Genomic DNA, 26,643 nt, shown 5'->3' on the forward strand with positions numbered 1-26,643 from the left:
TACTTCAGGGCGTCCAGACCTCGGGCCGGTCGGTGAGGCTGAGCCCGTACCAGTCGGAGCCGTCCTTGTTCTGCCCGATCTGGATGGGGATCACGGCCACCTGGAACGGGACGTTCTCGGACGCGAGGTAATCAGCCACGCGGCGCAGGTCTTTCGGGTCGGACTCCGGGCCCACGTCCTCCAGGCGCACCGCGGCCTGCTTCACCGCGGGGGCGTCTGAACCCACCAGGTCGTAGAAGAGGTCCGAGTAGATCAGGTACACGTCGTTGGAGTCGATGTAGTCCAGTGGCACCTCCGCGAGGTCGTTGCGGTTGCCGGAGCGCACCGCCCACGGCACCTCCGTGGGTCCGGTGCCGGAAGACGTGCAGGGTACGGCCTTCTTCCCCTGGGTGCATCGCGAGGTGGCCAGGAAGAAGATCATGTAGGCCAGGAACAGCGCCATGGCGATCATCAGCAGGACGCGACTGCCGCCCTGCAGGAACATCTGGAGCGCCTCCCCGACATTCGCCGTTCCGGACGTCATGTGGACATGCATCATGAATTCCCCCGAATTCACCCCGCGGGCACCGCGTCCATCCCCCCGGATGCGCACTGACCTGATCAAACCACGCCACATGGCGCGCCTTCAGGTTCTCAGACGGCAATTACCATGGCAAACAGTGCAAAGAACTTGACCTCATGCTCTCGTGGGCCGGACGGGGGGTGAAACACTGCGAGCTGACTAAAGCCGCGGGAATTCCCGGAGGTTTATACGCACAAGCGTAATAAACGGGGGCAAGAAGTTAAGGGCAGGTTCACCGAGAATTAGACTGCGGCGCAGCTCGGGACGCTCGTGGTCGTCGTCCGCGGCGCGGTGCGAGCGGCCGTGGGGCCGCCCCGCGGCCGCGTATCCTGAACGCGTGTTGAGCTTTTCGCGGTCCCTGCCACTCCCCCCGCTCGCCGACCTCCTCGACTCCGCCCACGTGGTCTCCCTCCCCATGCGCGTCACCTTCCGCGGCGTCACCGAGCGGGAGACCGTCGTCTTCCGCGGCCCCGCCGGGTGGGGCGAGTTCGGCCCGTTCCCCGAGTACGGGGACGCCGAGGCCGCCGCGTGGCTGCGCGCCGGCATCGAGGCCGCCTGGCAGGGCGTCCCGGAGCCCGTCCGTGACCGGGTGCCCGTCAACGCCACCGTCCCAGCGGTCCCGGCCGAGCGCGTCGTGGACGTCCTCGGCGGCTACGCCGGGCAGGTCCACGCCGTGAAGATCAAGGTGGCCGAGCGCGGCCAGAGTCTCGCGGACGACGTCGCCCGCGTCGCCGCCGTCCGGCACCTCCTCCCGGACGCCGAGCTGCGGGTGGACGCCAACGCGGGCTGGGACGAGGACGACGCCGTGACCGCCCTCAGCGCGCTCAGCGAGTTCCGCATCGCCTACGCGGAGCAGCCCGTGGCGAGCGTCGAGGGTCTGGCGAGCGTGCGGCGTCGGCTGCGGGAACAGGGCGTGGGCACGCTGATTGCTGCGGACGAGTCCGTGCGCAAGGCCGAGGACCCGCTGGCCGTCGCGCGCGCGGGTGCCGCGGACCTGATCGTCGTGAAGGTCGCCCCGCTCGGGGGAGTGCGCCGCGCGCTGGACGTCGTGGCGCAGGCGGGGCTTCCCGCCGTCGTCAGCTCGGCGATCGACTCCTCCGTGGGGATCCGCGCGGGCGTCGCCCTGGCTGCCGCGCTGCCCGAGCTGCCGTACGCGTGCGGGCTCGGCACCCTCTCGCTCATGACCGCGGACGTGACCGCCGAGCCCCTGCGCCCCGTGGACGGGTTCCTGCCCGTGCGGGACGTCGCCGTGGACGAGGCGCTGCTCGCCGAGCACGCCATCACCGGCGCGCGCCGGGACTGGTGGCTGGACCGGCTGCGCCGCACCCACGCCGTGCTCGCCGCGCAGTAGACCAGGGGGAGGGCGACGCCGCCCGCGGCCTGACGCGCGGTCCTCGCCGCCGCGGTGCACGACGCCGGGCGACGGCCCAGCGTGCCCCGCAGGTGCAGCGCTGCACGGGACTGGGGTGGGCGGGGCCAGCGGCTGAGGGGCTGGGAGGTCCGGTGGTGCCGGGCGCGGTGCCGCGCGGCGGCGTCGGCGCACTCCGCCCACCGGGTTAACCTCCAGTTCGCCCGGCGGTCGCACGGCGATCACACGCCAGTGGTGAGGTGGCTCATGGAAACACTCGCTGACATGCACGGACGCATGTCTCACCCAGGGAGCCACTCCATGACCCAAGCACCAGAACGCCGCCGTCTCCTGCCCATGCTGGGCCATGTGAACGGCAAGCGCAGCCCGCTCACGTGCGAGCTCAAGTGCGGCAGCCAGTGCATGACCCCGGACGCCAACACCTCGTCCAACGAGTACGTGCACGACGTCATCTCCGCCGCGATGAGCCGCCGCGCCGCACTCGGGCTCGGTGCCGCCGGGGCGGTGACGGTGGGGCTGGTGGCCGCGACCGCCCAGCCCGCTCAGGCCACGTACGGCTACTGGGGTCAGGGCAGGGCGCGCCTGGACTTCACCGCCATCAAGCCGGTGAACATGACGGTGGACGACCTCACCGTCCCCAAGGGCTACGACTGGTCGCCGATCATCCGCTGGGGCGATCCCCTGTTCTACGACTCCCCGGAGTTCGACCCCAAGAACCAGAGCCCGGAGTCCCAGTCCAAGCAGTTCGGCTTCAACTCGGACTACCTGGACATCATCCCGGACCCCAACGGACTCACGGGCGTGCTGGTGAACAACCACGAGTACACCAACGAGAACACCATGTTCCCCACGGGCTACGAGAAGACGAACCTCACGAACATGGTCAGGACCGCCATCCAGGCGCACGGCATGTCGGTCGTGGAGATCACCCGCGCCAAGGTGGGGGAGCCCTGGACCTACGTGCGCGGCGGCGCCCGCAACCGGCGCATCACCCTGACCACGCCGTTCGTCGTGGACGGCCCCGCGGCCGGCTCGGACCTGCTCAAGACCCAGGACGACCCCACCGGCAGGCGCGTGCTGGGCACCCAGAACAACTGCTCGGGCGGCGTGACCCCGTGGGGCACCGTGCTCTCCGGCGAGGAGAACGTCCACCAGTACTTCATCACCTCCGGCACCGCGGAGGAGAAGCGCTACGGCTTCCCCACCACCATGCCCTCGCGCCGCTGGCCCGAGGTGGAGAAGCGCTTCGACGCCCGCATCCCCGGGTACAAGAACGAGCCCAACCGCTTCGGCTGGGTCGTAGAGATCGACCCCCAGAACCCGAACTCCGCCCCGCTCAAGCACACCGCGATGGGCCGCTTCAAGCACGAGGGCGCGAACGTGCGCGTGGGCGACGACGGCACCGTGGTGGCGTACTCCGGTGACGACGAGAAGTTCGAGTACATCTACAAGTTCGTCTCCGCCAAGAAGTACAAGCAGGGCGACAAGAAGCACAACATGACCCTGCTGTCCGAGGGCGACCTCTACGTGGCCCGGCTCAAGGGCAACTCTCCCAAGAAGCAGATCACCGGGGACGGCACCCTGCCCAGGGACGGCGAGTTCGACGGCTCCGGCGAGTGGCTGCCCCTGGTCAAGGGCGGCAGGTCCATGATCAAGGGCATGTCCGTGGAGCAGGTGCTCGTCTACACCCGCCTGGCCGCGGACAAGGGCGGCGCCACCAAGATGGACCGCCCGGAGGACGTGGAGCCCAACCCGCACACCGGCAAGGTGTACGTGGCGCTGACCAACAACTCGGACCGCGGCAAGGCGGGCAAGGCCGGCGTGGACGAGGCCAACCCGAGGACCGGCAACCGGGACGGCTACGTCCTGGAGCTCACCGAGCGCCACAACCTCCCGCAGGCCACCCGCTTCGACTGGAACCTGCTGCTGGTGTGCGGTGACCCCGCCAAGGACTCCGGCACGTACTTCGGCGGCTTCCCCAAGGAGAAGGTCTCCCCGATCTCCTGCCCGGACAACGTCGCTTTCGACAACTCCGGCAACCTGTGGATCTCCACGGATGGTGCGCCGTCCAAGATCGGCTACAACGACGGCCTGTTCAAGGTGACCCTCAACGGCTCCGAGCGTGGCCGCGTGCAGCAGTTCCTCTCGGTCCCACAGGACGCGGAGACGTGCGGCCCGGTGGTCCACGACACCGAGGGCATGGTCTACATCGCCGTGCAGCACCCGGGTGAGGACGGCTCCTTCGAGCAGCCCCGCTCGTACTTCCCGGACTACGCGCTGCCCACGCGCCTGGAGCCGGGCGAGTTCTCCATGCCGCGCCCGTCCGTGATCCAGGTGTTCCGCAAGAACCGGAACAACAAGCCCCAGTTCCCGGGCGGCGTGAGTGACCAGCCGGGCAAGGGCGAGAACCAGGACAAGCGCCGCAAGAACGGCAAGACCGGCCCCAAGTACCGCGGCTACGACGACAAGCCCACCCTGGAGCTGCAGCAGCGCGCCGAGCAGGCCCCCAGGAGCTACGAGAGCTGAGACCCTCCGGCCCGAGCAGGCGGGCGGGATCGCGGTCACCCGCGGCCCCGCCCGCTTTTCCGTGCCCTGTCGACGACGTCGCCCGTGCCGCCCGCGCGCGAGGTCCGGCGGCGTCGTCGGTCCCCAACCCGGGCTTGACCTGGGGAAACGCCCGGTATGTGACGTGTTTGTGACGGAAAGTATGGGCCCGGGTGGCCCGGTCGGTACGTTGGAGCGACTCGCCTCCCTCTCACCCAAGGAGCAGCCATGACCACCTCGACAGACACCGGGACAGCGCCCCCCAAGAGCGCGTCCGGCCGTGTGCGCGGACCCCGCAAGGGCACGGACCTGGGCCAGTGGAAGGTCAGCGGCCGCACCCCCCTGAACCACAACGAGGAGTTCAAGGCGGAGGAGAACTCGCTGGACGTGCGGCAGCGGATCATCGACACGTACTCGAAGACGGGCTACGCCTCGATTCCCGCGGACGACGTCCACGGCCGCTTCCGCTGGCTGGGCCTCTACACGCAGCGCAAGCAGGGTGTGGCCGGCGCGAACACCTCCAAGCTGGACGCCGAGTCCCTCTCGGACGAGTACTTCATGCAGCGCATCCGCCTGGACGGCGGGCAGCTGAGCACCGAGCAGACCCGCGTGGTGGGCGAGGTCTCTCGGGACTTCGCGCGCGGCACGGCGGACGTCTCAGACCGGCAGAACATCCAGCTGCACTGGATCGCCATCGAGGACGTCCCCGAGATGTGGGAGCGGCTGGACGCGGTGGGCCTGACCACCCTGGAGGCCTGCGGGGACACCCCGCGCGTGTTCCTCGGCAGCCCCGTGGCCGGCGTGGAGAAGAACGCGATCATCGACCCCAGCGAGGACCTCGCCGCCCTGCGCGAGGAGTTCATCGGCAACCCCGAATACGTGAACCTGCCGCGCAAGTTCAAGACCGCGATCACCGGCAGCCCCACGCTGGACGTGGTGCACGAGATCAACGACGTCAGCTTCGTGGGCGTGGACCACCCCGAGCTGGGCCCCGGCTACGACCTGTGGGTGGGCGGGGCGCTGTCCGTGGCGCCGCGGCTCGGCGAGCGCCTGGGCGCGTTCGTCTCCCGTGAGAACGTGGTGCCCGTGTGGGCCGGGGTGTGCGGAATCTTCCGCGACTACGGCTACCGCAAGCAGCGCACCAAGGCCCGCCTCAAGTTCCTGCTGGCCGAGTGGGGCCCGGACAAGTTCCGGCAGGTGCTGCAGGACGAGTACCTGGGCTTCGAGCTGCCGGACGGCCCCGCCCCCGAGCGCGCGGTGGGCCACTCGGACCACGTGGGCGTGCACGAGCAGGTGGACGGCAACCGGTACGTGGGCTTCGCGCTCACCGCGGGCCGGCTCTCCGGGGACGCGCTCGTGGCCCTGGCCGACGCCGCCGAGGCCGCCGGTTCCCAGCGCATCCGCCTGACCCCCCACCAGAAGGTGCTGGTGCTGGACGTGCCCGAGGACAACGTGGACGGGTTGATCGAGGCCGTGCGGCCCCTGGGGCTGCACGCGAAGCCCAGCCCGTTCCGCCGCTCGACCATTGCCTGCACGGGCATCGAGTTCTGCAAGCTCGCGTTCGTGGAGACCAAGGGCTTGGCCGCCCGGGTGATCGACGACATGGAGGACCGCCTGGCGGACGTGGAGATCCCCACGCCCATCTCCCTGCACATCAACGGCTGCCCCAACTCGTGCGCCCGCATCCAGACCGCGGACATCGGGCTCAAGGGCCAGTACATCGGGGAGGAGTACGTGTTCCAGGTCCACCTGGGCGGCGGGCTGGCCTCCACCGACCGCGAGGAGGGCGGCCTGGGCCGCACCGTGCGCGGGCTCAAGGTCACCGCAGACGATCTCTCCGACTACGTGGAGCGCGTGACCCGCACCTTCCTGCGGGAGCGCGGCCCGGAACAGTCTTTCGCCGAATGGGCGCTGAGCGCCGAGGAGGATTCCCTTCGATGACAGCCACCGACATCCAGCTCACCACGCACCCGCTCGCCGCGGGGCAGGGCGGGGACCCAGCGGCGTCGTCCGCCGCGACCCTGGACGCCCGCGGCACGACGACGCCGCCCGCGGGCTCCGCGGCACCGGCCACCTCCCAGGGGGTCTCGCCGGGGCGCACCCGCTCCACCGAGGAGCTCAAGGCCCTCGTGGAGGAGGCGCGTGAGCGCTTCGGCGCGCGGGACGCGGACCCGGACGAGGTGCTCGCGTGGGCCGCGGAGACCTTCGGGCCCCGCCTGGCGGTGGCGTGCTCCATGGCCTCGGACACCGTGGTGCCCGCCCTGGTCAGCACCCACCTGAAGAACGTGGACGTGCTGTTCCTGGAGACCGGCTACCACTTCCCGGAGACCCTGCAGACCCGTGACGACTTCGCCCGGGACTGGCCCGTGAACGTGCGCACCCTGCTGCCCGAGCTCACCGTCCCCGAGCAGGACGCGAAGTACGGCGCCCAGCTCCACGACCGTGATCCGGGGCTGTGCTGCGGGATGCGCAAGGTCGCGCCGCTGGACAAGGCCCTGGCCGGGTACGAGGCGTGGGTGACCGGGCTGCGGCGTGAGGAGACACCGCACCGCGCCAACGCCGCGCCCGTGGAATGGGACGAGCACCACCAGATGGTCAAGATCAACGCCATCGTGGACTGGACCTTCGACCACGTGGTCGCCTACGCCGAGGAGAACCTGGTGGTGGTCAACCCGCTGCTGAGCCAGGGCTACCCGTCCATCGGGTGCGCCCCGTGCACGCGCAAGGTCGCCCCCGGAGAAGACCCCCGCGCCGGACGCTGGTCCGGTGTGGGCAAGACAGAATGCGGGATCCACCTGTGAGCACCACGACTGCCCCCACAGAGACGGCGCTGAGCCAGCTGCAGCGGCTCGAGGCCGAGTCCATCCACATCTTCCGGGAGACCGCGGCGGAGGGTGAGCGCCCCGTGCTGCTGTTCTCCGGCGGCAAGGACTCGGTGGTCATGCTGCACCTGGCCGCCAAGGCCTTCTGGCCGGCACCCATCCCGTTCCCCGTGCTGCACGTGGACACCGGGCACAACTTCCCGGAGGTCCTGGAGTTCCGGGACCGCACCGTCGAGCGGCTGCACATCCGCCTGGAGGTCGCGTCCGTGCAGGACTACCTCGACGACGGCCGCCTCACCGAGCGCCCGGACGGCACCCGCAACCAGCTGCAGACCGTGCCCCTGCTGGACGCCATCACGGAGGGCCACCACGACGTGGTCTACGGCGGCGCCCGGCGGGACGAGGAGAAGGCCCGCGCCAAGGAGCGGATCATCAGCCTGCGGGACGAGTTCGGCCAGTGGGACCCCCGCAACCAGCGCCCCGAGCTGTGGAGCCTCTACAACACGCGCCACCGCCCCGGGGAGCACGTGCGGGTGTTCCCGCTGTCCAACTGGACCGAGCTGGACATCTGGTCCTACATCACCGAGCAGGGCATCGAGCTGCCCTCCCTCTACTACGCCCACGAGCGGGACGTGGTGAGCCGGGACGGCATGTGGCTGGCCGTGGGCGAGCACGTGAGCCCGCGCGAGGGCGAGACCGTGCAGCCCCGCACCGTGCGCTACCGGACGGTGGGGGACATGAGCTGCACGGGCGCCGTTGAGTCCCCGGCCGCCACCGCGCAGGACGTGCTGGCCGAGGTCAGGACCAGCACGCTCACCGAGCGCGGGGCCACCCGCGCGGACGACCGCGTGTCCGAGGCCGCCATGGAGGACCGCAAGCGAGAGGGCTACTTCTAGAGATGAGCACCGAGAACCAAGCGAGCCTGCTGCGCATCGCCACGGCCGGCAGCGTGGACGACGGCAAGTCCACCCTGGTGGGGCGGCTGCTGCACGACACCAAGAACATCCTGGTGGACCAGCTGGAGGCCATCGAGCGGGTCAGTGAGTCCCGCGGTCTGAGCTCCGCGGACCTGGCCCTGCTGACCGACGGGCTGCGGGCGGAGCGCGAGCAGGGGATCACCATCGACGTGGCCTACCGCTACTTCGCGACCCCCGCGCGCAGCTTCATCCTGGCCGACTGCCCCGGGCACGTGCAGTACACCCGCAACACCGTGACCGGTGCGTCCACGGCGGACGCCCTGATCGTGCTGGTGGACGTGACCCACGGGATCGTGGAGCAGACCCGCCGCCACCTGGCCGTGGCCGCGCTGCTGGGCGTGCCGCACCTGATCGTGGCGGTCAACAAGATCGACCTGGTCCCGGACGCCCAGGACGCCTTCGAGGCACTGGAGCGGGACCTGCACGCGCTCGCGGACGAGCTGGGCGTGCTGAACCTGCAGAGCATCCCGGTCTCCGCGTTGCGCGGGGACAACGTGGTGGAGCCCTCCGAGGCCACCCCCTGGTACGCGGGCCCGTCCCTGCTGGGCTGGCTGGAGAACCTCCCGGACGCCGCCCAGCTCACGAGCGCCGAACCCTTCGCGCTGCCCGTGCAGACCGTGATCCGCCCGCAGTCCGCGGCGGTGTCCCCGGAGTTCACGGACTACCGCGGCTACGCGGGGCAGATCGCCTCCGGCTCCGTGGCCGTGGGCGATTCCGTGGCGGTCCAGCCCGCGGGGCGCACCACCACGGTCACCCGCATCGACGTGGCCGGCGCCCCCGCCGAGCACGCCGTGGCGGGGCAGTCCGTCACGCTGAGCCTCGCGGACCAGATCGACATCAGCCGCGGTGACCTGCTCGCGGAACCGGCCGCGGTGCCGCGGGGCTCCAAGACCGTGGACGCCGTGGTGTGCTGGTTGGACGACGAGAACCCCCTGCGCGAGGGCCAGCGCGTGCTGCTCAAGCACACCACGCGCGTGGTCCGCGGCATCGTCGGCTCGCTGGACGGGCGGCTCAACCTGGAGAGCCTCGCCGCAGAGTCCGTGGGCGCGTTCGAGCTCAACGACATCGGGCGGGTGAGCATCCGCGTGGCCGAGCCCCTGTTCACCACCCCGTACACCCAGTCCCACGCGCTCGGCTCGTTCCTGCTGATCGACCCGCAGTCCGGGCGCACCCAGGCCGCGGGCATGGTCCAGGACGACAGCGTCCACACCCCGGGCGTGCTCGGCAGCCTCCGCGCGGACGCGGGGGAGTGGGCCATCTGACCCCCGCCTGACGACGCCGCCCGGTCCCGTCCCGCGGTGCCGCCGGGTGGGTGCCGGGCCCGGCGCTGTCGGTCGCTCGGACGGCGTCGGTGCGGCTGAGTACCCTCGGGAGGGTGATCACCCCCAGCATCCTCACGGCCACCACGGTTCTGCGCGCGCTCGCGGAGCGCGGGATGCGGCACCTGGTGGTGTCCCCGGGCTCCCGTTCCGCGCCGTTGGCCTACGCCGCGGCGGTTGCCCACGCGAGCGGTGCGCTGAGTGTGCACGTGCGGATCGACGAGCGGGACGCCGCGTTCACCGCCCTCGGGATCGCGCGCTCCACGGGCCACCCGTGCGCCGTGCTCACCACCAGCGGCACCGCCGTGGGGGAGCTGCTGCCCGCCGTGATGGAGGCCGCCCACGCGGGGGTGCCCGTGGTGGTGCTCAGCGCCGACCGCCCGCCCGAGCTGCGCGGCACCGGCGCCAACCAGACCACGCGCCAGCCCGGACTGTTCAGCACGTTCGTGCGCGCGGAGGTGGACGTGCTGCCCCCGGGCGGCTCCGGGACCGAGGCCGAGCAGCGCGCCGAGATCGACGCCGCCTTGCTCGCCCCGCTCGCCGCGCTCGCTGGGAGCCGGGATGCCGCGCCGGGCCCGGTGCAGCTCAACATCGCGCTGCGGGACCCCCTCTACCCCGTCTCGGACGAGGACCACGAGCACCTCAAGGACTGGGCCCGGGAGCTGGCCGCAGAGTTGCGCCGAACCCGGTCCGACGGCCCCTCCGAACTCACGGCCCACCCGTGGTCGGTGCTGCCCGAACCGTTCCTCCCCGCCGACCTGTCGACCGACAGCGCCCCGATGGGTGGCGCACCGGCCCGCGACTCGGCCGCAGTGGTCTCCGCGTCGAGCGCGGCACCCGCCTCCGTGACCCCGATGGGGGCCCGGGCCGGGGTGCCCCCGGAGGAATCGCGGCGAGATTCCTCCGCGCCGCGCGAGAGCAGCACGTACGAGGGAACCGCCCCTGAGCGCCCCCACGACCAGGCGTCCCACTGCAGCGGATCGGGACCGGCGGGTCCGACGTCCGCACCGTCGCACCCGGTGGTCTTCGCGGGCGACGGTGCCGGGCGGGCCGCCGCGCGCTTCGCCCGGGAACACGGCATCCCCCTGCTTGCTGAACCCTCCTCGAACGCCCGCGAGGGGGAGGCGATCGCCTCCTACGAGAGCCTCCTGGACACCACACTGGGGCGGCAGATCGACACCGTGGTCCTCGTGGGACGGCCCACCCTGAGCCGCGCGGTCTCCGCCCTGTTCAAGCGTTCCGACGTGCAGGTGGTGGCGGTGCGCCCGGACCCCGCACCGTGGTTCGAGCCGGGGCGCCGCCCCGAGACCGAGGTGCGCGGCTTCGCGGAGGCCGCAACCGCCGTCGGGACCGTGGCCGAGGGCTGGCTCGGTGCGTGGCGCAAGGCCGGGGACGCCGCCGACGCCGCCGTGCTGCGCCACGCGGACACCCAGGAGCACCTGACCCGGCTGCACGTGGCCCGCGCGGTGTGGGACGCGAGCTGCCGGGACGGCGCCGTGCTGGTGGTGGGTTCCTCCACGGTGGTGCGGGACGTGGACCTCGTGGCGCGGGCGCAGACACCCGTGCCCGTGATCGCGAACCGCGGCCTGGCCGGGATTGACGGCACGGTGGCCACCGCCCACGGCGTGGGGCTGGGCACCGGGCGCCCGGTGCGCGCCGTGATGGGCGACCTCACCTTCCTGCACGACGCCGGGGGGCTGCTCGTGGGCCCGGGGGAGCAGGTCCCGGACGTGCACCTGGTGGTGGTCAACGACTCCGGAGGGGGCATCTTCCAGACCCTCGAGCACGGTGGGCTGGGCCTGGACGAGCGCTACACGGCAGCCGTGGAGCGGTTCTTCGGCACTCCGCACCGGGCGGGGGTCGCGCAGCTGTGCGCGGCGTACGGGGTTGAGCACGTGCGCGTGGACACGGTCGAGGACCTTACCGCTGTGCTCGCGGAGCCCGTGGTGGGGCGGCGGGTGGTCGAGGTGCCCGTGGCGCGTGACACCCTGCGGGACCTCAACGCCGGGGCACGGCAGGCGGGAGCGCGGGCCGCGCAGGAGCACCTCGCGCGCGGCTGAGCCGAGCACCGGCCGAGCCGAACCCGGGAGACCGCCCGCACCGGGCGGCGTCGTGCTGCCGAGGGCCGCAGAAGACCACAGCGGGCCGTGGAGGCCGTGGACCGGCGCGTGCCTGCCGGTCGTCGGTTGAGCCCGCACCCGACCCGCGGCCGCGGCGGCGCCTCTGCCGGTTGCGGCGGTGCTCCCGCTGGCGCAGGGTGCGGGGCCGCTCGTTAGCATGGCGTCATGAGTGAACAGACCGCACAGCAGAGCACCCCTCGCACCGCCCTGGTCACGGGCGCGACCCGCGGCATCGGCCGCGCGATCGCCCGGGACCTCGCCGCCGACCACGTGGTGTTCGTGGGAGGCCGCTCGGCCGAGGACGTCGAGCGCCTGCGCGCCGAGCTCGCCGGCGTGGGCCCCGGAACCCGCCCGTTTGTGGCGGACGTGACCGACGACGAGCAGGCGGCCGCCGCGTGGGCGCCCCTGCGCGAGGAGTTCGGCGCCCTGAACGTCTTGGTGCACTCCGCGGGCATCGCACCGCAGTCCCTCGTGGCGGATGCCCCGCGTGAGATGTGGGAGCAGATCTTCGACGTGAACGTGATCTCCGTGGCGCAGCTGACCCGGCTCACCCTGCCCGAGCTGCGCGCCGCGCAGGGGGACGTGGTGGCCATCAACTCCGGCTCGGGGTTCACGTCCAACAAGTCGGCGGCGCTGTACTCGGGCACCAAGTTCGCGCTGCGCGCGTTCACGGACGCCCTGCGCGAGGAGGAGCGCGAGCACGGCGTGCGCGTGGCCTCGGTCCACCCGGGCCGCGTGGCCACGGACATGCAGGAGCAGCTGCACGAGTACATGGGCCGGGAGTACCGCCCGGAGGAGTGGATCCAGCCCGAGCAGATCGCCGCGGCGGTCCGCATGGCGGTGGACGCCGAGCGCACCTCCGAGGTGGAGGTCATCTCCGTGCGCCCCTCCGGGATGCGCTGAGCGGGAGGGCTACAGGCCCATCCACTCCTCCTTGAGGGAGTCCACGGTGCCGTCCGTGCGGACCCGGTCCAGGGTGCGGTTCACGGCGTCCAGGATCTCGGTGTTGCCCTTCTTCACCGCGATGCCCAGGTTCTCGTTGGTGTCCACCGTCTGCACCAGGCGCAGCTCCGGGCGGTCCTTGGCCTGGCGGGAGAGCGTGGAGATGTTGCCGGAGACCGCCTTCACCTGACCGTCCTCCAGTGCCGAGAACATCCGGCCCACGTCCTCGAACCGGCGCACCCGCAGCTTCTTGTCCCGCGCGTACTGCTCGCCGGACGTCGCGTGCTGGACCCCCACGGTGTTCTTCCCCACCGAGTCGAATCCGGTGATGCCCGAGTTCCTGGTGGTCAGCAGGGCGATCTGGTCGTTGAAGTAGGGCTGCGAGAAGTCCACCACCTGGCGGCGCTGGTCCGTGATGGTCATCCCGGAGATGGCGGCATCGCAGCGGTCCTCGTTCAGGGCGGCGCCGGACTCCAGGGTGTGGAAGTCCGCCTGCACCACGGTGAGGGTGCGGCCCATGTCCCGGGCGATCTCGTGGCCCAGGGACATGTCGAAGCCTACGGTCTGGCCGTCGCGTTCGAACTCGAACGGGGCGTAGGGGGAGTTGGTGCACACCCGGAAGGCCTCGGGGGAGCGGCTCTCCTCCGAACGGTCACCCGAGGAGGTGCCGCAGCCGGTCACCGCCATGCCCGCGGCGCAGACAGCGGCGACCGCGGACGCGATGCGACGTGGAGCGGGCATGGGGGGGCTCCTCGTTGAGTGGCCTGGACCTGTGGCGATCGTACTATGCGGCTCCGGGGCCCCGGCCGGGCCCGCTACCCCAGCCCGCGCGCGGGCAGCGACTCCAGCATGGGCCGCAGCTTCGCCCACGTCTCGGCGAGCTCGGCGCGCGGGTCGGACTCGGCCACGATCCCGCAGCCGGCACTGACCCGGGCGCGGTGCCCGTCCAGCTGGACCGCCCCGCGCAGGGCGATGCCCCACTCGCCGTTGCCCGCGCCGTCGAGCCAGCCCACCGGACCCGCGTAGAGGCCGCGGTCCATGCGCTCGAGGTCCTCGATCACGGCCCCCGCGGTCTCGGTGGGCGTGCCGCACACGGCGGCGGTGGGGTGCACGGCCTCCGCGAGCTCCAGCGCGGAGGGCAGGGTGCCGTCCACGCCGGTGCGCAGGTGGGCGGTGACGTCCGAGGCCAGGTGCCACACGTTGGGCAGCGCCAGGATGAAGGGCCGCTCCCCGCCGGAGACCTCGTCCGCGTACGGGGACAGTCCCGCGATCAGCGAGTCCACGGCGAAGCGGTGCTCGCGCTGCTGCTTGTCGGAGCCGCCCAGTTCGGTGCCCGCGAAGTCCTCGGGGTTCGCCCCCTCGGGGAGGTCCTGGCGGTCCAGGGTCCCGGCCAGCACGCGCGCCGTGGCGGTGCCGCGGTGCACGCGGATCAGCATCTCCGGGGTGGCCCCCAGCAGCCGGCCGGCGTTCGGGGACCCTTCCCCGCCCAGCCGCACGCAGTACGTCCAGCACGTGTCGAAGCGCTCGCTCAGCGTCCCGAGCACCGCACCCAGCTCGATGTCCGCACCGGTGTCCACCACCACGTCCCGCGCGAGCACGAGCTTGTCCAGCTCCCCGGCGCGGATCATCCCCACACCGTCCGCCACGGCCGCCATCCAGCGCTGCTCGTCCAGCGCACCGGGCACCGCCGCGGGGTACGACGCCGCTGCGCCACCTTCCGCGGCCCCCGTCACCTCGCGGACCGGGTCGGCGGAGGCACGGCCCGTCGCGGCCTCGGGAGACGCGTTGCCAGAGTCACTGCGCGCCGCGGCGTCACGGGGAGTTTCCGCGGTAGCGCCCGCGCGTGCGGCCGGGGCATCGATGTCAGTGGACCCGGCCCGCACGGATGGTGACGCTGCGTCGGAGGCCGGGGCGGCGGCGTCGTGCGCGGCGGGGGTGAGGCGCGCGAGGCGCCGCCACGCGGCGTCCACGTCCGAGGGCGCGGGGGAGGGGTCGGACGTGATGAGGGTGACCCAGGCGGCGTCGTCCGAGGTGCCCACCACCAGCTCGGGGACCATGAGGCCCGAGTCCACGGTGGAGGACGGCGCGAACGCGAACGCCCCGAAGGCGAGCAGCCCGGTGCCCGGCAGCGCGAACGGGTCCGTGACCCGGGCGGCGTCCCGCACGGCGTCCCACCACACGCGCGCGGACGTGAACCGCGTGCCCCCGCGCACCCGGAAGGCCGCGGCGCGCCCGAGGCCCACGAGACCCCGGCCGCGCACGATCCACGTGGCCGGGTCCGGGCTGGCGAGCAGGCGGCGGACGTCCGGATCGCGCGCGAGGTCCGCGGCGGCGGGGACGTCCGAGAGGGGGAGGGTGAGCGCGCTCAGACGGGGCGCGGGGAACTCGGGTGTCATCGCCCACCAGCATAGGACGCGCGGCGCGCCGGGGTGGCCGCCGGGGCGGCGGGCGGCGTCGGAGGGCAGTGACACAATGGACGCCGGATCCCAGGAGGGGCGCGCGCTGCCGGTGCGCCCCCGGCACGGACGAGAACGCGGAGGGCTGCGGCGCAGTGAAGGTAGTGATCAGCGGGGGTGGCCCCGCCGGCGCCACGGCGGCGTACTGGCTCGCGAGCCAGGGCATCCGCGTGACGGTGCTCGAGAAGACCGGCTACCCCCGGGAGAAGGTGTGCGGGGACGGTCTCACGCCCCGCGCGGTGCGGCAGATGCAGCTCATGGGCCTGCCCCACGGCGAGGCCGAGGGCTACACGCGCAACCTCGGGCTGCGGCTCGTGGCGGCCGGGCGCACCGTGGAGTTCCCGTGGCCCGAGCTCACAGACTTCCCCTCCTACGGGCTGGTGCGCACGCGCACGGGCTTCGACGAGGACCTCGTGCGCCACGCGCAGCGGGCCGGGGCGGAGATCGTGGAGCACCGCGCCGTGAAGGACGTGCTGCGGGACGGCACCGGGCGCGTGGTGGGCGTGCGTGCCACCGTGATGGACCCCGCCACCGGGCGGCGCACCGCCGAGACCGAGGAGCACACCGCGGACCTCGTGCTCGCCGCGGACGGCAACTCCACCCGCACGGCGATCGCCGCGGGACTGCACCGGCGCACCGACCGCCCCATGGGTGTGGCCGTGCGCACGTACTACCGCTCGCCGCGCTCCGCGCTGGACTGGATGGAGGGCTGGCTCGAGCTGCAGGACGGCTCCGACCCCGCCCGCCCGCTGCTGCCCGGCTACGGCTGGGTGTTCGGCGTGGGGGACGGCACCGCCAACGTGGGGCTCGGCATCCTGGACACCTCGCCCGCCTTCGGCACCCTGGACTACCGCTGCGTGCTGCGGGACTGGGTGGCCTCGATGCCCGCGGACTGGACCTTCGATCCCGAGCACCAGGTGGGCCGGATCGGCTCCGCGGCCCTGCCCATGGCCGGCAACCGCACCCCCCACTACGTCCCAGGGCTCATGCTCCTGGGCGACGCCGCCGGGCTCGTCTCCCCGTTCAACGGCGAGGGGATCTCCAACGCCATGGAGTCCGGGCTCTTCGCGGCGTCCTGCGTGCTCGACGCCGCCGCGGCCAACGGCGCCCAGCAGCGCGAGAACGCCCTCGCGCGGTACCCGCAGCTCGTGCGCGCCGAGTGGGGCGCCCACTTCACTCAGGGCCGGGCGCTCGCCGAGCTCATCGGCCACCCCGCGCTCCTCTCCGCGGCGGTGCGCGCCGGGATGCGCGTGCCCGCGCTGATGCGCTTCGCCGTGCAGCTCATGACCGAGCTCTCCGACACCCCCGCCCGCAGTGTGACCGACCGCGCCATCGCGGTGCTCGACGCGCTGACACCCGCGCGCTGAATTGTCGATAGAGTGGTGGACCGTGACTGAACCCAGCCGCCTCGATGGCACCTTGCGCCTGCCCGCAGGGTTTGAGCTCATTGCCCAGGACCCCCACCTGGGGCCCCTCATGCTGGGCTCCCTCGAACGCGTGGAGCAGCGGCTGGGGGAGTCCGTGCGCTCCTCGGACCAGCTCGCAGACGTCACCGCACACCACCTGCTCGCCGCCGGCGGCAAGCGGGTCCGCCCCCTGCTGGCGCTGCTCGCCGCGGAGGTGGCCGGTTCCGTCAACGAGGACGTCATCGAGGCCGCCGTGGTCGTGGAGCTCACCCACCTGGCCTCCCTCTACCACGACGACGTCATGGACTCCGCGCCCATGCGCCGCGGCGTGGAGACCGCGCACACCGTGTGGGGCAACACCGTGGCCATCCTCACCGGGGACATGATCTTCGCCCGCGCCTCCGCCATGGTCTCCGCCCTGGGCCAGGAGTCCCTGATGATTCAGGCCAGCACCTTCGAGCGGCTCGTGATCGGGCAGCTGCGCGAGACCACCGGCCCCGCCGAGGGCCAGGACCCCCTGGAGCACTACCTTGAGGTGATCGCCGGCAAGACCGGCTCCCTGATCGCCGCGAGCGGCCAGTACGGCGCGCTGCTGGGCGGGGCACCCCGCTCCGTGGTGGACCTCATGGTGGTCTACGGCGAGAAGGTGGGCCTCGCGTTCCAGCTCGCGGACGACATCATCGACCTCACGGGCCACCCGGACGTCTCCGGCAAGACCCGCGGCACGGACCTGCGCGAGGGCGTGGACACCCTTCCAGTGCTCCTGCTGCGCCGCGACGCCGCCGGCGATAACCCCGCCGCCGCGGCCTCCGCCCAGAACATCCTCCGTCTGATCGACGGGGACCTCACCGACGACGCCGCCCTGGCCACCGCCGTGGCGGCCGTCTCGGACCATCCCGCGGCCGCCGAGGCCTGGCAGATCGCCAACCGGTGGGCGGACGAGGCCATCGAGGCACTGGCACCCCTGCCGGAGTCCGTGGCCAAGGCGGCACTGATCGAATTCGCCCACGCGGTGGTCCACCGCAACGGCTGAGTTCTCAGTAAGCTTTAGGAATTCACCAGCCACTCGCGCGCCACCGACCCTCCGGACGCGCGCCTAAGGGAACTCTTCCCGTGTGAGGTCACTCATGTCCACAGAAAAAGCACGTGGCGGCGCCGCCAAGGAAGCATTTTCCGGGCGCACCATGTTCATCTTCGCCGCGATCGGCTCCGCCGTGGGTCTCGGCAACATCTGGCGCTTCCCGTACGTCGCGTTCGACAACGGCGGCGGCGCCTTCATCATCCCCTACCTGGTGGCCCTGCTGACCGCCGGTATCCCGCTGCTCATGCTCGACTACGCGGTGGGTCACCGCTACCGCGGGTCCGCCCCGCTGTCCTTCCGACGGCTGCACCCCAAACTCGAGACCATCGGGTGGTGGCAGCTGAGCATCTGCGTGGTCATCGCCATCTACTACGCGCTGATCATCGGCTGGGCCATGCAGTACACCGTGTTCTCCTTCAGCAAGGCGTGGGGTGACGACCCCTCCTCCTTCTTCATGAAGGACTACATGAAGGTCTCGGACACCGTGACCATCGGCTTCGACTTCATCTGGCCGGTGTTCATCGCCACCGCCATCGCGTGGCTCGTGCTGCTCGTGGTGCTGATGATGGGCGTGCAGAACGGCATCGGCAAGCTCAACGTGGTGCTGATCCCACTGCTCGTGGTCATGTTCTTGATCATGGTGGGCATGGCCCTGACGCTGCCGGGTGCCGCCGCGGGTCTGGACGCCCTGTTCACCCCGTCCTGGTCCGCACTGGGTGATTCCTCCGTGTGGGTCGCGGCCTACGGGCAGATCTTCTTCTCCCTCTCGGTGGGTTTCGGCATCATGGTCACCTACGCGTCCTACCTCAAGCCCCGCTCGGACCTCTCCGGCTCCGCGCTCGTGGTCGGTTTCGCGAACTCGTCCTTCGAGATCCTCGCCGGTATCGGCGTGTTCGCCGCCCTGGGCTTCATGGCCACCGCGTCCGGGACCCAGGTCGCGGACGTGGCCACCTCCGGCATCGGCCTCGCGTTCATCGCGTTCCCCGCGATCATCTCCCAGGCCCCGTTCGGCACGCTGATCGGCGTGCTGTTCTTCGGCGCCCTAGCCTTCGCGGGCTTCACGTCCCTGATCTCCATCGTGGAGGTCATCGTGGCCGGTGTGCGTGACAAGCTCGGGCTCTCCCGCCCGGCGGCCGTGGCCCTCGTGGTGCTGCCGCTGGCCGCGGTGTCCCTGCTGTTCTTCCCCACCACCACGGGCCTGAACCTGCTGGACGTGGTGGACGCGTTCGTCAACAACTTCGGCATCGTGGCCGCCGCGCTGATGTCCGTGCTTCTGCTGACCTCCGGGTTCACCGCGCTGCCCACGCTGCGCGACCACATCAACTCGGTGTCCTCCTTCAAGCTCGGACGCACCTGGATGATTATGGCCGGCGGTGTGACCCCGGTGATCCTGGGCTACATCCTCATCGACCAGCTCACCCAGACCGTGGCCGAAGGCTACAACGACATGCCGCAGTGGTTCGTGAACGTCTTCGGGTGGGGCATGGCCGTGGGGCTGATCGTGATCTCCTACCTGCTGTCCAAGCTGCCGTGGAGCAGGCGCACCAGTGAGGCATTCACGAGCCCCGCACCGTCCGTGCAGGACGCCTACCTGGACCGCAAGGCCCTGGCCGAGCAGCGCTCGCTGACCCACTACCCGGACACCGCCGGGCGCACCGCCGCGCTGGACCAGGACTTCTCCCTGCGCGCCATCGACCGCGGCACCGTGGTGCAGCGCACCATGCCGTGGTCCCGCACCCCCGCCGGTGACGGCGCCGCCCAGCAGACCGCCTCTGCGGGCACCGCGACCCGCACCTCCGAAGGAGAACTCTCATGAACACCTCCGCAGTCGTCATGATGGTCGTGGCCATGCTCCTCGTGTGGGGCGGGCTGGTCCTGGCGCTCGTCAACATCAAGCGCTCCCCGGAGCAGGTGGACGAGCTCGACACCCCCGCCGAGGGCGAGCAGGCGGACGGCCGCACGGCGCAGGACGACGCCGCCCGCGTCCCCGCCCACGGTGACGTCACCCACCGCGCGGGGGACGGCGACGTCGCCCGCACCGGTCAGCGCAGCGCGGCGGACGCCGCGGGCGCACCGGGGACCGAGCGGGCTCCGGGCCACCGCGGCTGACCCGCACCGCACGACGAAGGCCACCACGGACACGGCGTCCGGGGTGGCCTTCGTGCCTCCCCGGCACCGTGGCCGGGTGGCGGGCAGCCGCGCTCAGCGGCGGGGCAGGCGGGGTGCGCGCGGTGCGCGGACGGCGTCGAGCACCAGCAGCACCACGGCGATCCACACGAGCACGAAACCGGCCCAGCGCTGCGGGGGCATCTCCTCGTGGAACAGGGCGATGGCCAGGATGAACTGGCCGATCGGTGCCACGTACTGGATCATCCCCAGAGTGCTCAGCGGCAGGCGGGAGGCGGCCGCGCCGAACAGCAGCAGCGGCACGGCGGTGATCACGCCCGCGGCCAGCAGGAGCAGGAAGTGCCCGGGCCCCTCGGAGACCAGGGTGATCTGCCCGGCCGCACCCAGCACTCCCACGGCCACGAGGGCGAGCGGGGTGATCATGGTGGTCTCCGCGGCGAGCGTGACCAGCGCGGGGTAGCGCGCGCCCAGGCGGGACTTGACCAGGCCGTAGAAGCCGAACGTGAACGCGAGCCCCAGGGACAGCCACGGGATGGCGCCGTAGAACACGGCCATCACGAGCACCGCGACCACCCCCACCCCGATGGCAGCCCACTGCAGGGGCCGCAGCGTCTCGTGCAGCACGAGTACGCCCAGCAGGATGGCCACGATGGGGTTGATGAAGTACCCCAGGGACGCCTCCAGCGTGTGGCCCGTGGTGGCGGCCACCGTGTACAGCAGCCAGTTGCCCGCGATCAGCACACCGGCCACGGTCAGGGCCAGTACCGCCTGGCGGTCCCGGAACAGCCGCCCGTACTGGCGCAGACCCCGGGTGGCCGCGAGCAGCAGCAGGCAGAACAGCAGGGAGAAGACCACGCGCATGGCCACGATCTCGTACGGGGTGGCCGGTGCCAGCAGCACGAAGTACAGGGGCAGCAGACCCCAGATGGCGTAGGCCCCGAAGCCGTAGCCGACTCCGGCCCGGCCCCGACGGTGCTGGTCGGGATCCGGGCCGGAAGTTATCTCGTTACTCACCGGAGCATCCTACCGCCGGTGACGAGGGGCGCTGAACGCGCGGTGGGGCCTACAGGTCGAAGAAACGGCTCAGGAAACCGCGCTTCTTGCGGCCCTTGCGCTCGGCCTGCTCGTTGGTCTCGACCTCCTGGCCGTCCACCACGGCGGGGGCGGAGAGGTCGTCCTCGGGGGCACCCGGGCCCGCGACGGTCTCGCGCTCCACCACGGTCTCCTCGACGGTCTCGCGCTCCACGCGGTCCTCGGACACCGCGCGCTCGGTGCGGACCTCCTCCCGCGTGACGGCGGGGGAGACCTCTGCCTCGCGCGCGGTGCGCTGCTCGGCGTCCGCGCCACGGCCGGTCTCGACGGGCGCCCCGGTGCGGGTCTCCGCGGCGGGGCCTTCCTCGGAGGTGCCCGGCTGGGTCGCGGCGAAGTCCGGGTCCGGGATCCGGGACATGGCGGTGGTGTTGGGGTGCGGGGAGGCCTGCGGGCCCGCGGTGAGGGTCCCCTCGGAACCGGGCAGCACGGTGGTCTCCACGCGGCCGGGCTCGGCGGGGCCGGTGGGCTCCTGGTCGAAGGGCAGGTCCGCGTCCCGCACACGGCTCGCGGGAACGGCGACGTCCCCCTCGGGCTGCTCGGGCTCCGGCGCCTCGATGTCCTCGGGGGACAGCTCGCTCGGCAGCGGCTCCTCCTCAGCGGCGGGCGCGGACGACGCCGCCGCGGCGGCCTCCTCGCGCTCGCGCACCTTGCGCTCGGCAGCCTCGGCGCGCTGCTGCTCCCCGAGGCGCTCCGCCTGGGTCACGGCGGCGCGGCGGTCCTCGGCGAGAGCCGCGCGCAGGGCCTCGGCCCGGCGCTCGAGCTCGCGCAGCTCGTCCTCGCCCACGGAGGGCTCGGCCGGCTCCACGCCCGTGATCTGGTGGTCGTCGAACCAGAAGCGCTGGGCGCCGTCGTGGACCGTGACCACGCACGTGGCGTCCGTGTCCCACTCCACGTGCGCGCCGCGCAGCTTGGCGTAGCTGGCCACGGCCAGGTTGTGGTCCACCGCGGTGTCCGTGGTGAGGGACTCGCCGATCACCTGCATCATCCGCTGCTCGGTCAGGCGCGGCAGCTCGAACTGCGGGCCGTCCAGCAGCAGCCACGCGGTGATGTTGCCCCCGGCGCGCGCGGGGTAGTGCGCGTACAGGCCGGTGGCGGCCTTGGCGGCCAGCGTGAGACGGCGTGCGAGGCCGTCCTGCAGGGTCAGCTCCGCGGTGCTCAGCTCCGGGACCTCGTGGCGCTCACCGGCCTGCTTGGCCTGCACCGCCGCGGAGACCACCTCCGGGTTGAAGTGCCCCAGCTCCTGCCAGCACCACACGAAGGACCCGCGGGCCGCGGACTCGGTGCCCAGCAGGTACGGGGTGAGGGTGACCGGCGGGGTGGTCTGCAGGGTGAACGACGGCGCGGAGAAGTCCACGTCCCAATCCGCACCCTGGGACAGCTCGGCCAGCACTGCCTGGTACTCGGTGGAGATGAAGATCGACTCGTCGATCAGCTCCTGCAAAGTTTTCGTCATGGGCCCAGGCTAACAACTGGCGCCGACTCCCACAGCGCCCCGGACCCGGGCACCGCCCCCCGGTGGCAGGGCCGGGGAACGCCCGGCACCGCGGCGGCCACCCCGGTGACGTGCCCCACATTGGCTAGGCTGGGGCGTGCGTGCGCCCGGGGCCCCGGTGCCGCACGTGACCACACGTCGAGCGGACCCGCAGCGATCGGGTCGAAGGGACACTGACACCACATGAGCTCCGCACCCCAGCCCGCCTCGGACCCGACCGCACGGCAGACCTCCGCCGGTGGTGAGCGAGACCTCGTGACCCGCCTGGGTGAGTGGGTCATGTCCGTGCTGCGCACCGAGCCCGGGTGGGACTCCATGCTCGTGGAGTTCAAGCCGCAGGGCGGGCGGGTGCACCTGCGGGTCATCGAGAACCGTGCGGGCACCGTGATCCCCGGGGCCGCCGGGCCCATCAAGGAGGACAGCCCCGTGCTGGAGGTGCTCTCCGAGCTGCAGCGCGCGTGCTACGTGCCCGGCCGCGGCAGCTGGTTCTCCATGTCCCTGACGCTCGCCGCCCGGGACTGGCCCGAGCCCACGCTGCACACGAGTGCGTCCTACCACGTGCACGACGAGCCCCACACGTACGCCCAGGAGGGCCCCTACACCGCGCAGGACGTGCTCACGCAGCTCAGCGCGTTCCCCAGGACCCAGGAGCGCACGCCGCTGTGGGCCGTGGAGCTCGCGCAGGGGGCCGGCGTCGAGCTGCCGTTCGCGGAGCCGGAGTCGGACGACGCCCACGGGGACGTGCACCCCCGGCTGCGGGCCGCCGCCGAGGCGTGGTCCCGGGAACCGGGGGACCGGGCCCTGGCCGGGGTGCTGCGGGAGGCCCTCGCGGGGATCGTGCTGCTGGACGTCTCCGGGTCCGAGCTGGTCCCGGGGGAGGACGGCCAGCCCGTGGGCCCGAAGTCCGACATCCGCGTGCAGACGGTCACCCAGGCGGACGGCAAGCGCTGCCTGGCGGTGTACACCAGCACGGACGAGGCCCGGCAGATGTTCGCGAGCAGCAACCGCAACCCCCACATGGGCGAGCCCGTGCTGCTGCGCCAGCGCGCGAGCGCCATGCTGGCGATGGTGGCGCAGGACGAGCAGTACGACGAGATCGTGGTGGACCCGTCCTCCGGGCACGCCACGCGGATCTCCCGCGAGCAGATCGAGTGGGTCACGCGCTCCCCGCACAACGAGCCCCTCAAGCAGGCCCTGCTGGACGACAACATGGCCAACCTGCTGGGGGCGCTGTTCAACCCGCAGGGGCACCTGATGCTGGGCACCCGGGACCAGGGGGACGACGCCCTGCCGGTGATGCTCCAGCCCGAGCAGGAGGGGGCCGCCCCGGACACGCTGCTGGTGTTCACCTCGGCCGCGGAGGTCGCTGCCCTGGACCCGGCGCTGACCGTGCGCTCGGCACCGTCCCGGCAGATCCTCCAGTTCGCGCTGGACGCCGGTGCCGCCGCGATCTGCCTCAACGCCGTGGCGCCGGTGGCCACGCTGCCCACCGAGCAGCTGCGCGAGATGCTCGAGCTCATCGCCCAGCGTGAGCAGGCCACGGCCGCGGACCAGCGCGGCGAAGCGGGCCCGGGCCCGGGCGCAGCCGCAGCCAACGACGCCGCGGGGCAGGCTGCCGCGCCGAACCAGGGCGACGCCGCGAACTAGGGCGACGCCGCGGTCGGGAACGCCGCCAGGGGCCAGGGTGCCGGACCGGAGCGCGACGCCGGTCCGCACCGCTTGCTCGCGGCGGGATGCGGACCGGCGCCCCGGGGAGGCACGCGCCTCGCGCAGTCCTCATCCCGGAGACGCCGCAGACAGGAGACGGCGCAGACTGGATATGACGTAGCCCGGGTGTGACGCAGGCCCCGTGCCCGCCGGAGCGGGAACGGGGCCTGCGTGGTGTCAGCCCGGTGGGTGGGCCGGTGCCGGGGCACCGGCCCACCCGAGCGGATCAGATGCCGTAGGCGTCCGAACCGGAGTTGCGGGCCTCGGCCTCGCGCACGCGGCGGCCGAGCTCGGGGTCCACCTTCTCCCAGTACTGGAAGGCGGCCTCCTTGATGGTCTCGTCCATCACGTCGCCCACGTGCCCGGCGATGTTCTCGACCGCCTCGGCCTTCTCCTCGTCGGAGAACACCTCGCGGTAGAGGGTCCCGGCCTGGCCGAAGTCGTCGTCCTCGGAGTGCAGGGTGGCGGCGGTGCGCAGCAGCTCACCGTCGGACTCCCACCGCATGTTGTCCGCCACGGCGGGGCCCGCACCGGCCACGGGGCCGCCCTGGGTGTTGGGCGCGTAGACCGGCTGGTTCGGGTGCTTGAACGTGTACCGCATGGGCCCGTCCTGGGAGTACGAGTTCTGCTCCGCGCGGTACGGAAAGTTCACGGGCAGGTCCGCGAAGTTCGCGCCGATGCGGTGACGGTGCGTGTCCGGGTAGGAGAACACGCGGGTCATGAGCATCTTGTCCGGGGAGATCTCCACACCGGGAACGGTGTTGCTGGGGGAGAACGCCGCCTGCTCGATCTGCGCGAAGTAGTTCAGCGGGTTCTGGTTCAGTGTGAACTTGCCCACCTTGATGCGCGGGTAGTCCTTCTTGGAGATCGTCTTGGTGACGTCGAAGGGGTTGAAGCGGTACGTCTTGGCGTCCTCGTACGGCATGACCTGCACGTACATGGTCCAGGACGGGAAGTCGCCCTTCTCGATGGACTCGTAGAGGTCGCGGCGGTGGGCATCGGCGTCCTTGCCGGCGATCTCCTCGGCCTCCGGGCCGGTCAGGCCCTCGGTGCCCTGGTCCGAGATGAAGTGGTACTTGACCCAGAACCGCTCGCCGGCCTCGTTGCTCCACTGGTAGGTGTGGGAGCCGTAGCCGTTCATGTGGCGGTAGTCCTTCGGGATGCCGCGCGGGCCCATCAGGTAGGTGACCTGGTGGGCGGACTCGGGCGACTGGGTCCAGAAGTCCCACTGCATGGTGTTGTCACGCATGCCGGAGCCCGGCAGACGCTTCTGCGAGTGGATGAAGTCCGGGAACTTGATGCCGTCGCGGACGAAGAAGATCGGGGTGTTGTTGCCCACGATGTCCAGGTTGCCCTCGGTGGTGTAGAACTTCAGGGCGAAGCCGCGGGGGTCGCGCCAGGTGTCCGGCGAGCCCTGCTCGCCGGCCACGGTGGAGAAGCGCGCCAGCATGGGGGTCTTGGTGCCCGGCTGGAACACGGCGGCCTTGGTGTACTGGGAGACGTCCTCGGTGATCTCGAGCTCGCCGAAGGCGCCGGCGCCCTTGGCGTGGACCACGCGCTCGGGGACGCGCTCACGGTCGAAGGCCGCGAGCTTCTCCACGACGTAGGAGTCGTGCAGCACGATGGGCCCGTCCGCGCCCACGCTGAGGGAGTGCGCGTCCGCGTTGGTGGGGACCGGCAGGCCCTCCTGGGTGGTGGTGAACGACCCGGTCTCGCGCAGTCCGCGCTCGTGGGGAGTGGTGTCAGACATGGTTCCTCCTGGGTGATGGATGGGATCCGACGGAAGATGGGAATTGCTGCGCCTCGAGGGCGCCTGCCGCGATGTCCTGCTGACACTGCGGACAGACCCCCCGGTACACCACCTCCGCGGACAGCAGCTGGAAGCCGTGGTCCTGCGAAGGCGTGAGACACGGGGCGTGTCCCACCGCGCACGGCACGTCCTGGATGACGCCGCAGTGGATGCAGTACGCGTGGTGGTGGTTGTCACCGGTGCGGATCTCGTACCGCGCCGGAGATCCGGGCGGTTCGAACTTGGACACCATGCCGATGGCCGCGAGGTCCGCGAGGACCACGTAGACGGACTGCACGGACATGTTGGGCAGGACCGAGCGGACCTGCTTGACCGTGTCCTCCGCCGTGGCGTGCGGCACAGCGTCCACGGCATCCAGCACCGCGAGACGTTGCCTGGTGACCCTGCGCCCGTGGGAGCGCAGGTGCGAGGTCCACTCCTCCCGCGAGGGATGCGATGAGATCTCGGCGGTGGTCTCCATGGCGTCGAGCCTAGCCTTATTCTGAGCAATTCACAATAGGTGGTGTGATCCCGCTCGCACCCGTGATCACACCGGGCTCCGGGGCGGGGCCGCGCTCGGGTCAGGGCACCCACACGGGACGGACAACGGGCCGGAGCGCATGCCGGAGGCCGGCCGGAACCGGGGTTGGAACCGGCGCCCGGGCTGCGGGGGCTGAGGCCGGCGGCAAGCGCGCCGGCGGCCCGGCTGGACCCCGAGCGCGGGGCGCTCCGCTGGAGGGGCGGAACAGACGAGGTGCGGGACCCCGCGGCCCGGCCGTGCGGCGTCGCCATGAGGCCCCGAAAAAAAGTTTTCCCGAACCGCGTCACGATCCGCCCA

The 26,643-nt window shown here is 71.9% G+C and carries 20 protein-coding genes; 13 read left to right on the forward strand and 7 right to left on the reverse strand.

Annotated elements, in window-relative coordinates; translation table 11 throughout:
* Window positions 1-4 precede the first annotated feature (4 nt).
* A complete protein-coding gene (locus KRH_RS12755) occupies window positions 5-523 on the reverse strand; it encodes a DUF2334 domain-containing protein (RefSeq protein ID WP_050738028.1) in 519 nt (172 codons plus the stop codon).
* A 454-nt stretch (window positions 524-977) separates the two neighbouring features.
* On the opposite strand from KRH_RS12755, the gene KRH_RS02555 reads away from it, so the two are divergent.
* The 8 genes from KRH_RS02555 (at window position 978) to KRH_RS02590 (ending at window position 12,616) form a co-directional block, all read left to right on the forward strand.
* Window positions 978-1,913, forward strand: coding sequence for an o-succinylbenzoate synthase (locus tag KRH_RS02555; protein WP_231844729.1), 936 nt, complete (start codon window positions 978-980; stop codon window positions 1,911-1,913).
* A 318-nt stretch (window positions 1,914-2,231) separates the two neighbouring features.
* A complete protein-coding gene (locus KRH_RS02560; protein WP_012397607.1) occupies window positions 2,232-4,457 on the forward strand; it encodes a PhoX family protein in 2,226 nt (741 codons plus the stop codon).
* 246 nt (window positions 4,458-4,703) lie between these two features.
* A complete protein-coding gene (locus KRH_RS02565) occupies window positions 4,704-6,416 on the forward strand; it encodes a nitrite/sulfite reductase (protein ID WP_041297293.1) in 1,713 nt (570 codons plus the stop codon).
* A complete protein-coding gene (locus KRH_RS02570) occupies window positions 6,413-7,276 on the forward strand; it encodes a phosphoadenylyl-sulfate reductase (protein ID WP_012397609.1) in 864 nt (287 codons plus the stop codon). The genes KRH_RS02565 and KRH_RS02570 overlap by 4 nt, the downstream gene beginning before the upstream one ends.
* Window positions 7,258-8,193, forward strand: a complete 936-nt coding sequence (gene cysD / locus KRH_RS02575) for a sulfate adenylyltransferase subunit CysD (protein ID WP_012397610.1) — start codon at window positions 7,258-7,260, stop codon at window positions 8,191-8,193. Before KRH_RS02570 ends, cysD begins: the two co-directional genes overlap by 19 nt.
* Window positions 8,194-8,195: 2 nt before the next feature.
* On the forward strand, window positions 8,196-9,536 hold the full coding sequence (locus KRH_RS02580; protein ID WP_012397611.1) for a sulfate adenylyltransferase subunit 1: 1,341 nt from the start codon (window positions 8,196-8,198) through the stop codon (window positions 9,534-9,536).
* A gap of 113 nt (window positions 9,537-9,649) precedes the next feature.
* Entirely contained in the window at window positions 9,650-11,653 is a 2,004-nt protein-coding gene (gene menD / locus KRH_RS12560) for a 2-succinyl-5-enolpyruvyl-6-hydroxy-3-cyclohexene-1-carboxylate synthase (protein WP_012397612.1), read from the forward strand.
* 225 nt (window positions 11,654-11,878) lie between these two features.
* Window positions 11,879-12,616: an SDR family oxidoreductase gene (locus tag KRH_RS02590; protein ID WP_012397613.1), complete on the forward strand. Its 738-nt coding sequence runs from the start codon at window positions 11,879-11,881 to the stop codon at window positions 12,614-12,616.
* Between the two features lie 9 nt (window positions 12,617-12,625).
* Here the strand turns inward: KRH_RS02590 and KRH_RS02595 are convergent, their stop codons facing one another.
* Together KRH_RS02595 and KRH_RS12565 are read right to left on the reverse strand one after the other, a co-directional pair.
* Window positions 12,626-13,396, reverse strand: a complete 771-nt coding sequence (locus tag KRH_RS02595; protein WP_012397614.1) for an ABC transporter substrate-binding protein — start codon at window positions 13,394-13,396, stop codon at window positions 12,626-12,628.
* A gap of 74 nt (window positions 13,397-13,470) precedes the next feature.
* Window positions 13,471-15,051, reverse strand: a complete 1,581-nt coding sequence (locus KRH_RS12565; RefSeq protein ID WP_012397615.1) for an isochorismate synthase — start codon at window positions 15,049-15,051, stop codon at window positions 13,471-13,473.
* Between the two features lie 155 nt (window positions 15,052-15,206).
* On the opposite strand from KRH_RS12565, the gene KRH_RS02605 reads away from it, so the two are divergent.
* The 4 genes from KRH_RS02605 to KRH_RS02620 all read left to right on the forward strand — a co-directional run bounded on the left by KRH_RS02605 (window position 15,207) and on the right by KRH_RS02620 (window position 19,707).
* Window positions 15,207-16,478: a geranylgeranyl reductase family protein gene (locus KRH_RS02605; protein WP_012397616.1), complete on the forward strand. Its 1,272-nt coding sequence runs from the start codon at window positions 15,207-15,209 to the stop codon at window positions 16,476-16,478.
* 22 nt (window positions 16,479-16,500) lie between these two features.
* Window positions 16,501-17,550, forward strand: coding sequence for a polyprenyl synthetase family protein (locus KRH_RS02610; protein WP_081431577.1), 1,050 nt, complete (start codon window positions 16,501-16,503; stop codon window positions 17,548-17,550).
* Window positions 17,551-17,644: 94 nt separating this feature from the next.
* Window positions 17,645-19,414, forward strand: coding sequence for a sodium-dependent transporter (locus KRH_RS02615; protein WP_041297294.1), 1,770 nt, complete (start codon window positions 17,645-17,647; stop codon window positions 19,412-19,414).
* A complete protein-coding gene (locus KRH_RS02620) occupies window positions 19,411-19,707 on the forward strand; it encodes a methionine/alanine import family NSS transporter small subunit (protein WP_012397619.1) in 297 nt (98 codons plus the stop codon). The genes KRH_RS02615 and KRH_RS02620 overlap by 4 nt, the downstream gene beginning before the upstream one ends.
* Window positions 19,708-19,800: 93 nt before the next feature.
* Here KRH_RS02620 and rarD read toward each other — a convergent pair whose 3' ends face one another.
* Window positions 19,801-20,739, reverse strand: coding sequence for an EamA family transporter RarD (gene rarD, locus KRH_RS02625; protein WP_012397620.1), 939 nt, complete (start codon window positions 20,737-20,739; stop codon window positions 19,801-19,803).
* A gap of 49 nt (window positions 20,740-20,788) precedes the next feature.
* A complete protein-coding gene (locus KRH_RS02630) occupies window positions 20,789-22,270 on the reverse strand; it encodes a DUF6882 domain-containing protein (RefSeq protein ID WP_012397621.1) in 1,482 nt (493 codons plus the stop codon).
* 222 nt (window positions 22,271-22,492) lie between these two features.
* Between KRH_RS02630 and KRH_RS02635 the strand changes: the two genes are divergently transcribed.
* Complete coding sequence (locus KRH_RS02635; RefSeq protein ID WP_012397622.1) at window positions 22,493-23,956, forward strand: SseB family protein; 1,464 nt, start codon at window positions 22,493-22,495, stop codon at window positions 23,954-23,956.
* Between the two features lie 286 nt (window positions 23,957-24,242).
* Here KRH_RS02635 and KRH_RS02640 read toward each other — a convergent pair whose 3' ends face one another.
* Together KRH_RS02640 and KRH_RS02645 are read right to left on the reverse strand one after the other, a co-directional pair.
* The gene (locus tag KRH_RS02640) at window positions 24,243-25,766 is read right to left on the reverse strand and encodes a catalase (protein ID WP_012397623.1); all 1,524 of its coding nucleotides are present in this window, start codon (window positions 25,764-25,766) and stop codon (window positions 24,243-24,245) included.
* Window positions 25,759-26,286: a Fur family transcriptional regulator gene (locus KRH_RS02645; protein ID WP_012397624.1), complete on the reverse strand. Its 528-nt coding sequence runs from the start codon at window positions 26,284-26,286 to the stop codon at window positions 25,759-25,761. Before KRH_RS02645 ends, KRH_RS02640 begins: the two co-directional genes overlap by 8 nt.
* Window positions 26,287-26,643: the final 357 nt, after the last annotated feature.

The organism is Kocuria rhizophila DC2201, from assembly GCF_000010285.1.
Taxonomy (GTDB): Bacteria; Actinomycetota; Actinomycetes; order Actinomycetales; family Micrococcaceae; genus Kocuria; species Kocuria rhizophila_A.

Excerpts from the sequence above, each read along its gene's own strand:
- KRH_RS12755 (WP_050738028.1), bottom strand. The coding sequence starts at position 523 with ATGACGTCCGGAACGGCGAATGTCGGGGAGGCGCTCCAGATGTTCCTG.
- KRH_RS02555 (WP_231844729.1), top strand. The coding sequence starts at position 978 with ATGCGCGTCACCTTCCGCGGCGTCACCGAGCGGGAGACCGTCGTCTTC.
- KRH_RS02560 (WP_012397607.1), top strand. The coding sequence starts at position 2,232 with ATGACCCAAGCACCAGAACGCCGCCGTCTCCTGCCCATGCTGGGCCAT.
- KRH_RS02565 (WP_041297293.1), top strand. The coding sequence starts at position 4,704 with ATGACCACCTCGACAGACACCGGGACAGCGCCCCCCAAGAGCGCGTCC.
- KRH_RS02570 (WP_012397609.1), top strand. The coding sequence starts at position 6,413 with ATGACAGCCACCGACATCCAGCTCACCACGCACCCGCTCGCCGCGGGG.
- cysD (WP_012397610.1), top strand. The coding sequence starts at position 7,258 with ATGCGGGATCCACCTGTGAGCACCACGACTGCCCCCACAGAGACGGCG.
- KRH_RS02580 (WP_012397611.1), top strand. The coding sequence starts at position 8,196 with ATGAGCACCGAGAACCAAGCGAGCCTGCTGCGCATCGCCACGGCCGGC.
- KRH_RS02590 (WP_012397613.1), top strand. The coding sequence starts at position 11,879 with ATGAGTGAACAGACCGCACAGCAGAGCACCCCTCGCACCGCCCTGGTC.
- KRH_RS02595 (WP_012397614.1), bottom strand. The coding sequence starts at position 13,396 with ATGCCCGCTCCACGTCGCATCGCGTCCGCGGTCGCCGCTGTCTGCGCC.
- KRH_RS12565 (WP_012397615.1), bottom strand. The coding sequence starts at position 15,051 with ATGACACCCGAGTTCCCCGCGCCCCGTCTGAGCGCGCTCACCCTCCCC.
- KRH_RS02615 (WP_041297294.1), top strand. The coding sequence starts at position 17,645 with ATGTCCACAGAAAAAGCACGTGGCGGCGCCGCCAAGGAAGCATTTTCC.
- KRH_RS02620 (WP_012397619.1), top strand. The coding sequence starts at position 19,411 with ATGAACACCTCCGCAGTCGTCATGATGGTCGTGGCCATGCTCCTCGTG.
- KRH_RS02630 (WP_012397621.1), bottom strand. The coding sequence starts at position 22,270 with ATGACGAAAACTTTGCAGGAGCTGATCGACGAGTCGATCTTCATCTCC.
- KRH_RS02635 (WP_012397622.1), top strand. The coding sequence starts at position 22,493 with ATGAGCTCCGCACCCCAGCCCGCCTCGGACCCGACCGCACGGCAGACC.
- KRH_RS02640 (WP_012397623.1), bottom strand. The coding sequence starts at position 25,766 with ATGTCTGACACCACTCCCCACGAGCGCGGACTGCGCGAGACCGGGTCG.
- KRH_RS02645 (WP_012397624.1), bottom strand. The coding sequence starts at position 26,286 with ATGGAGACCACCGCCGAGATCTCATCGCATCCCTCGCGGGAGGAGTGG.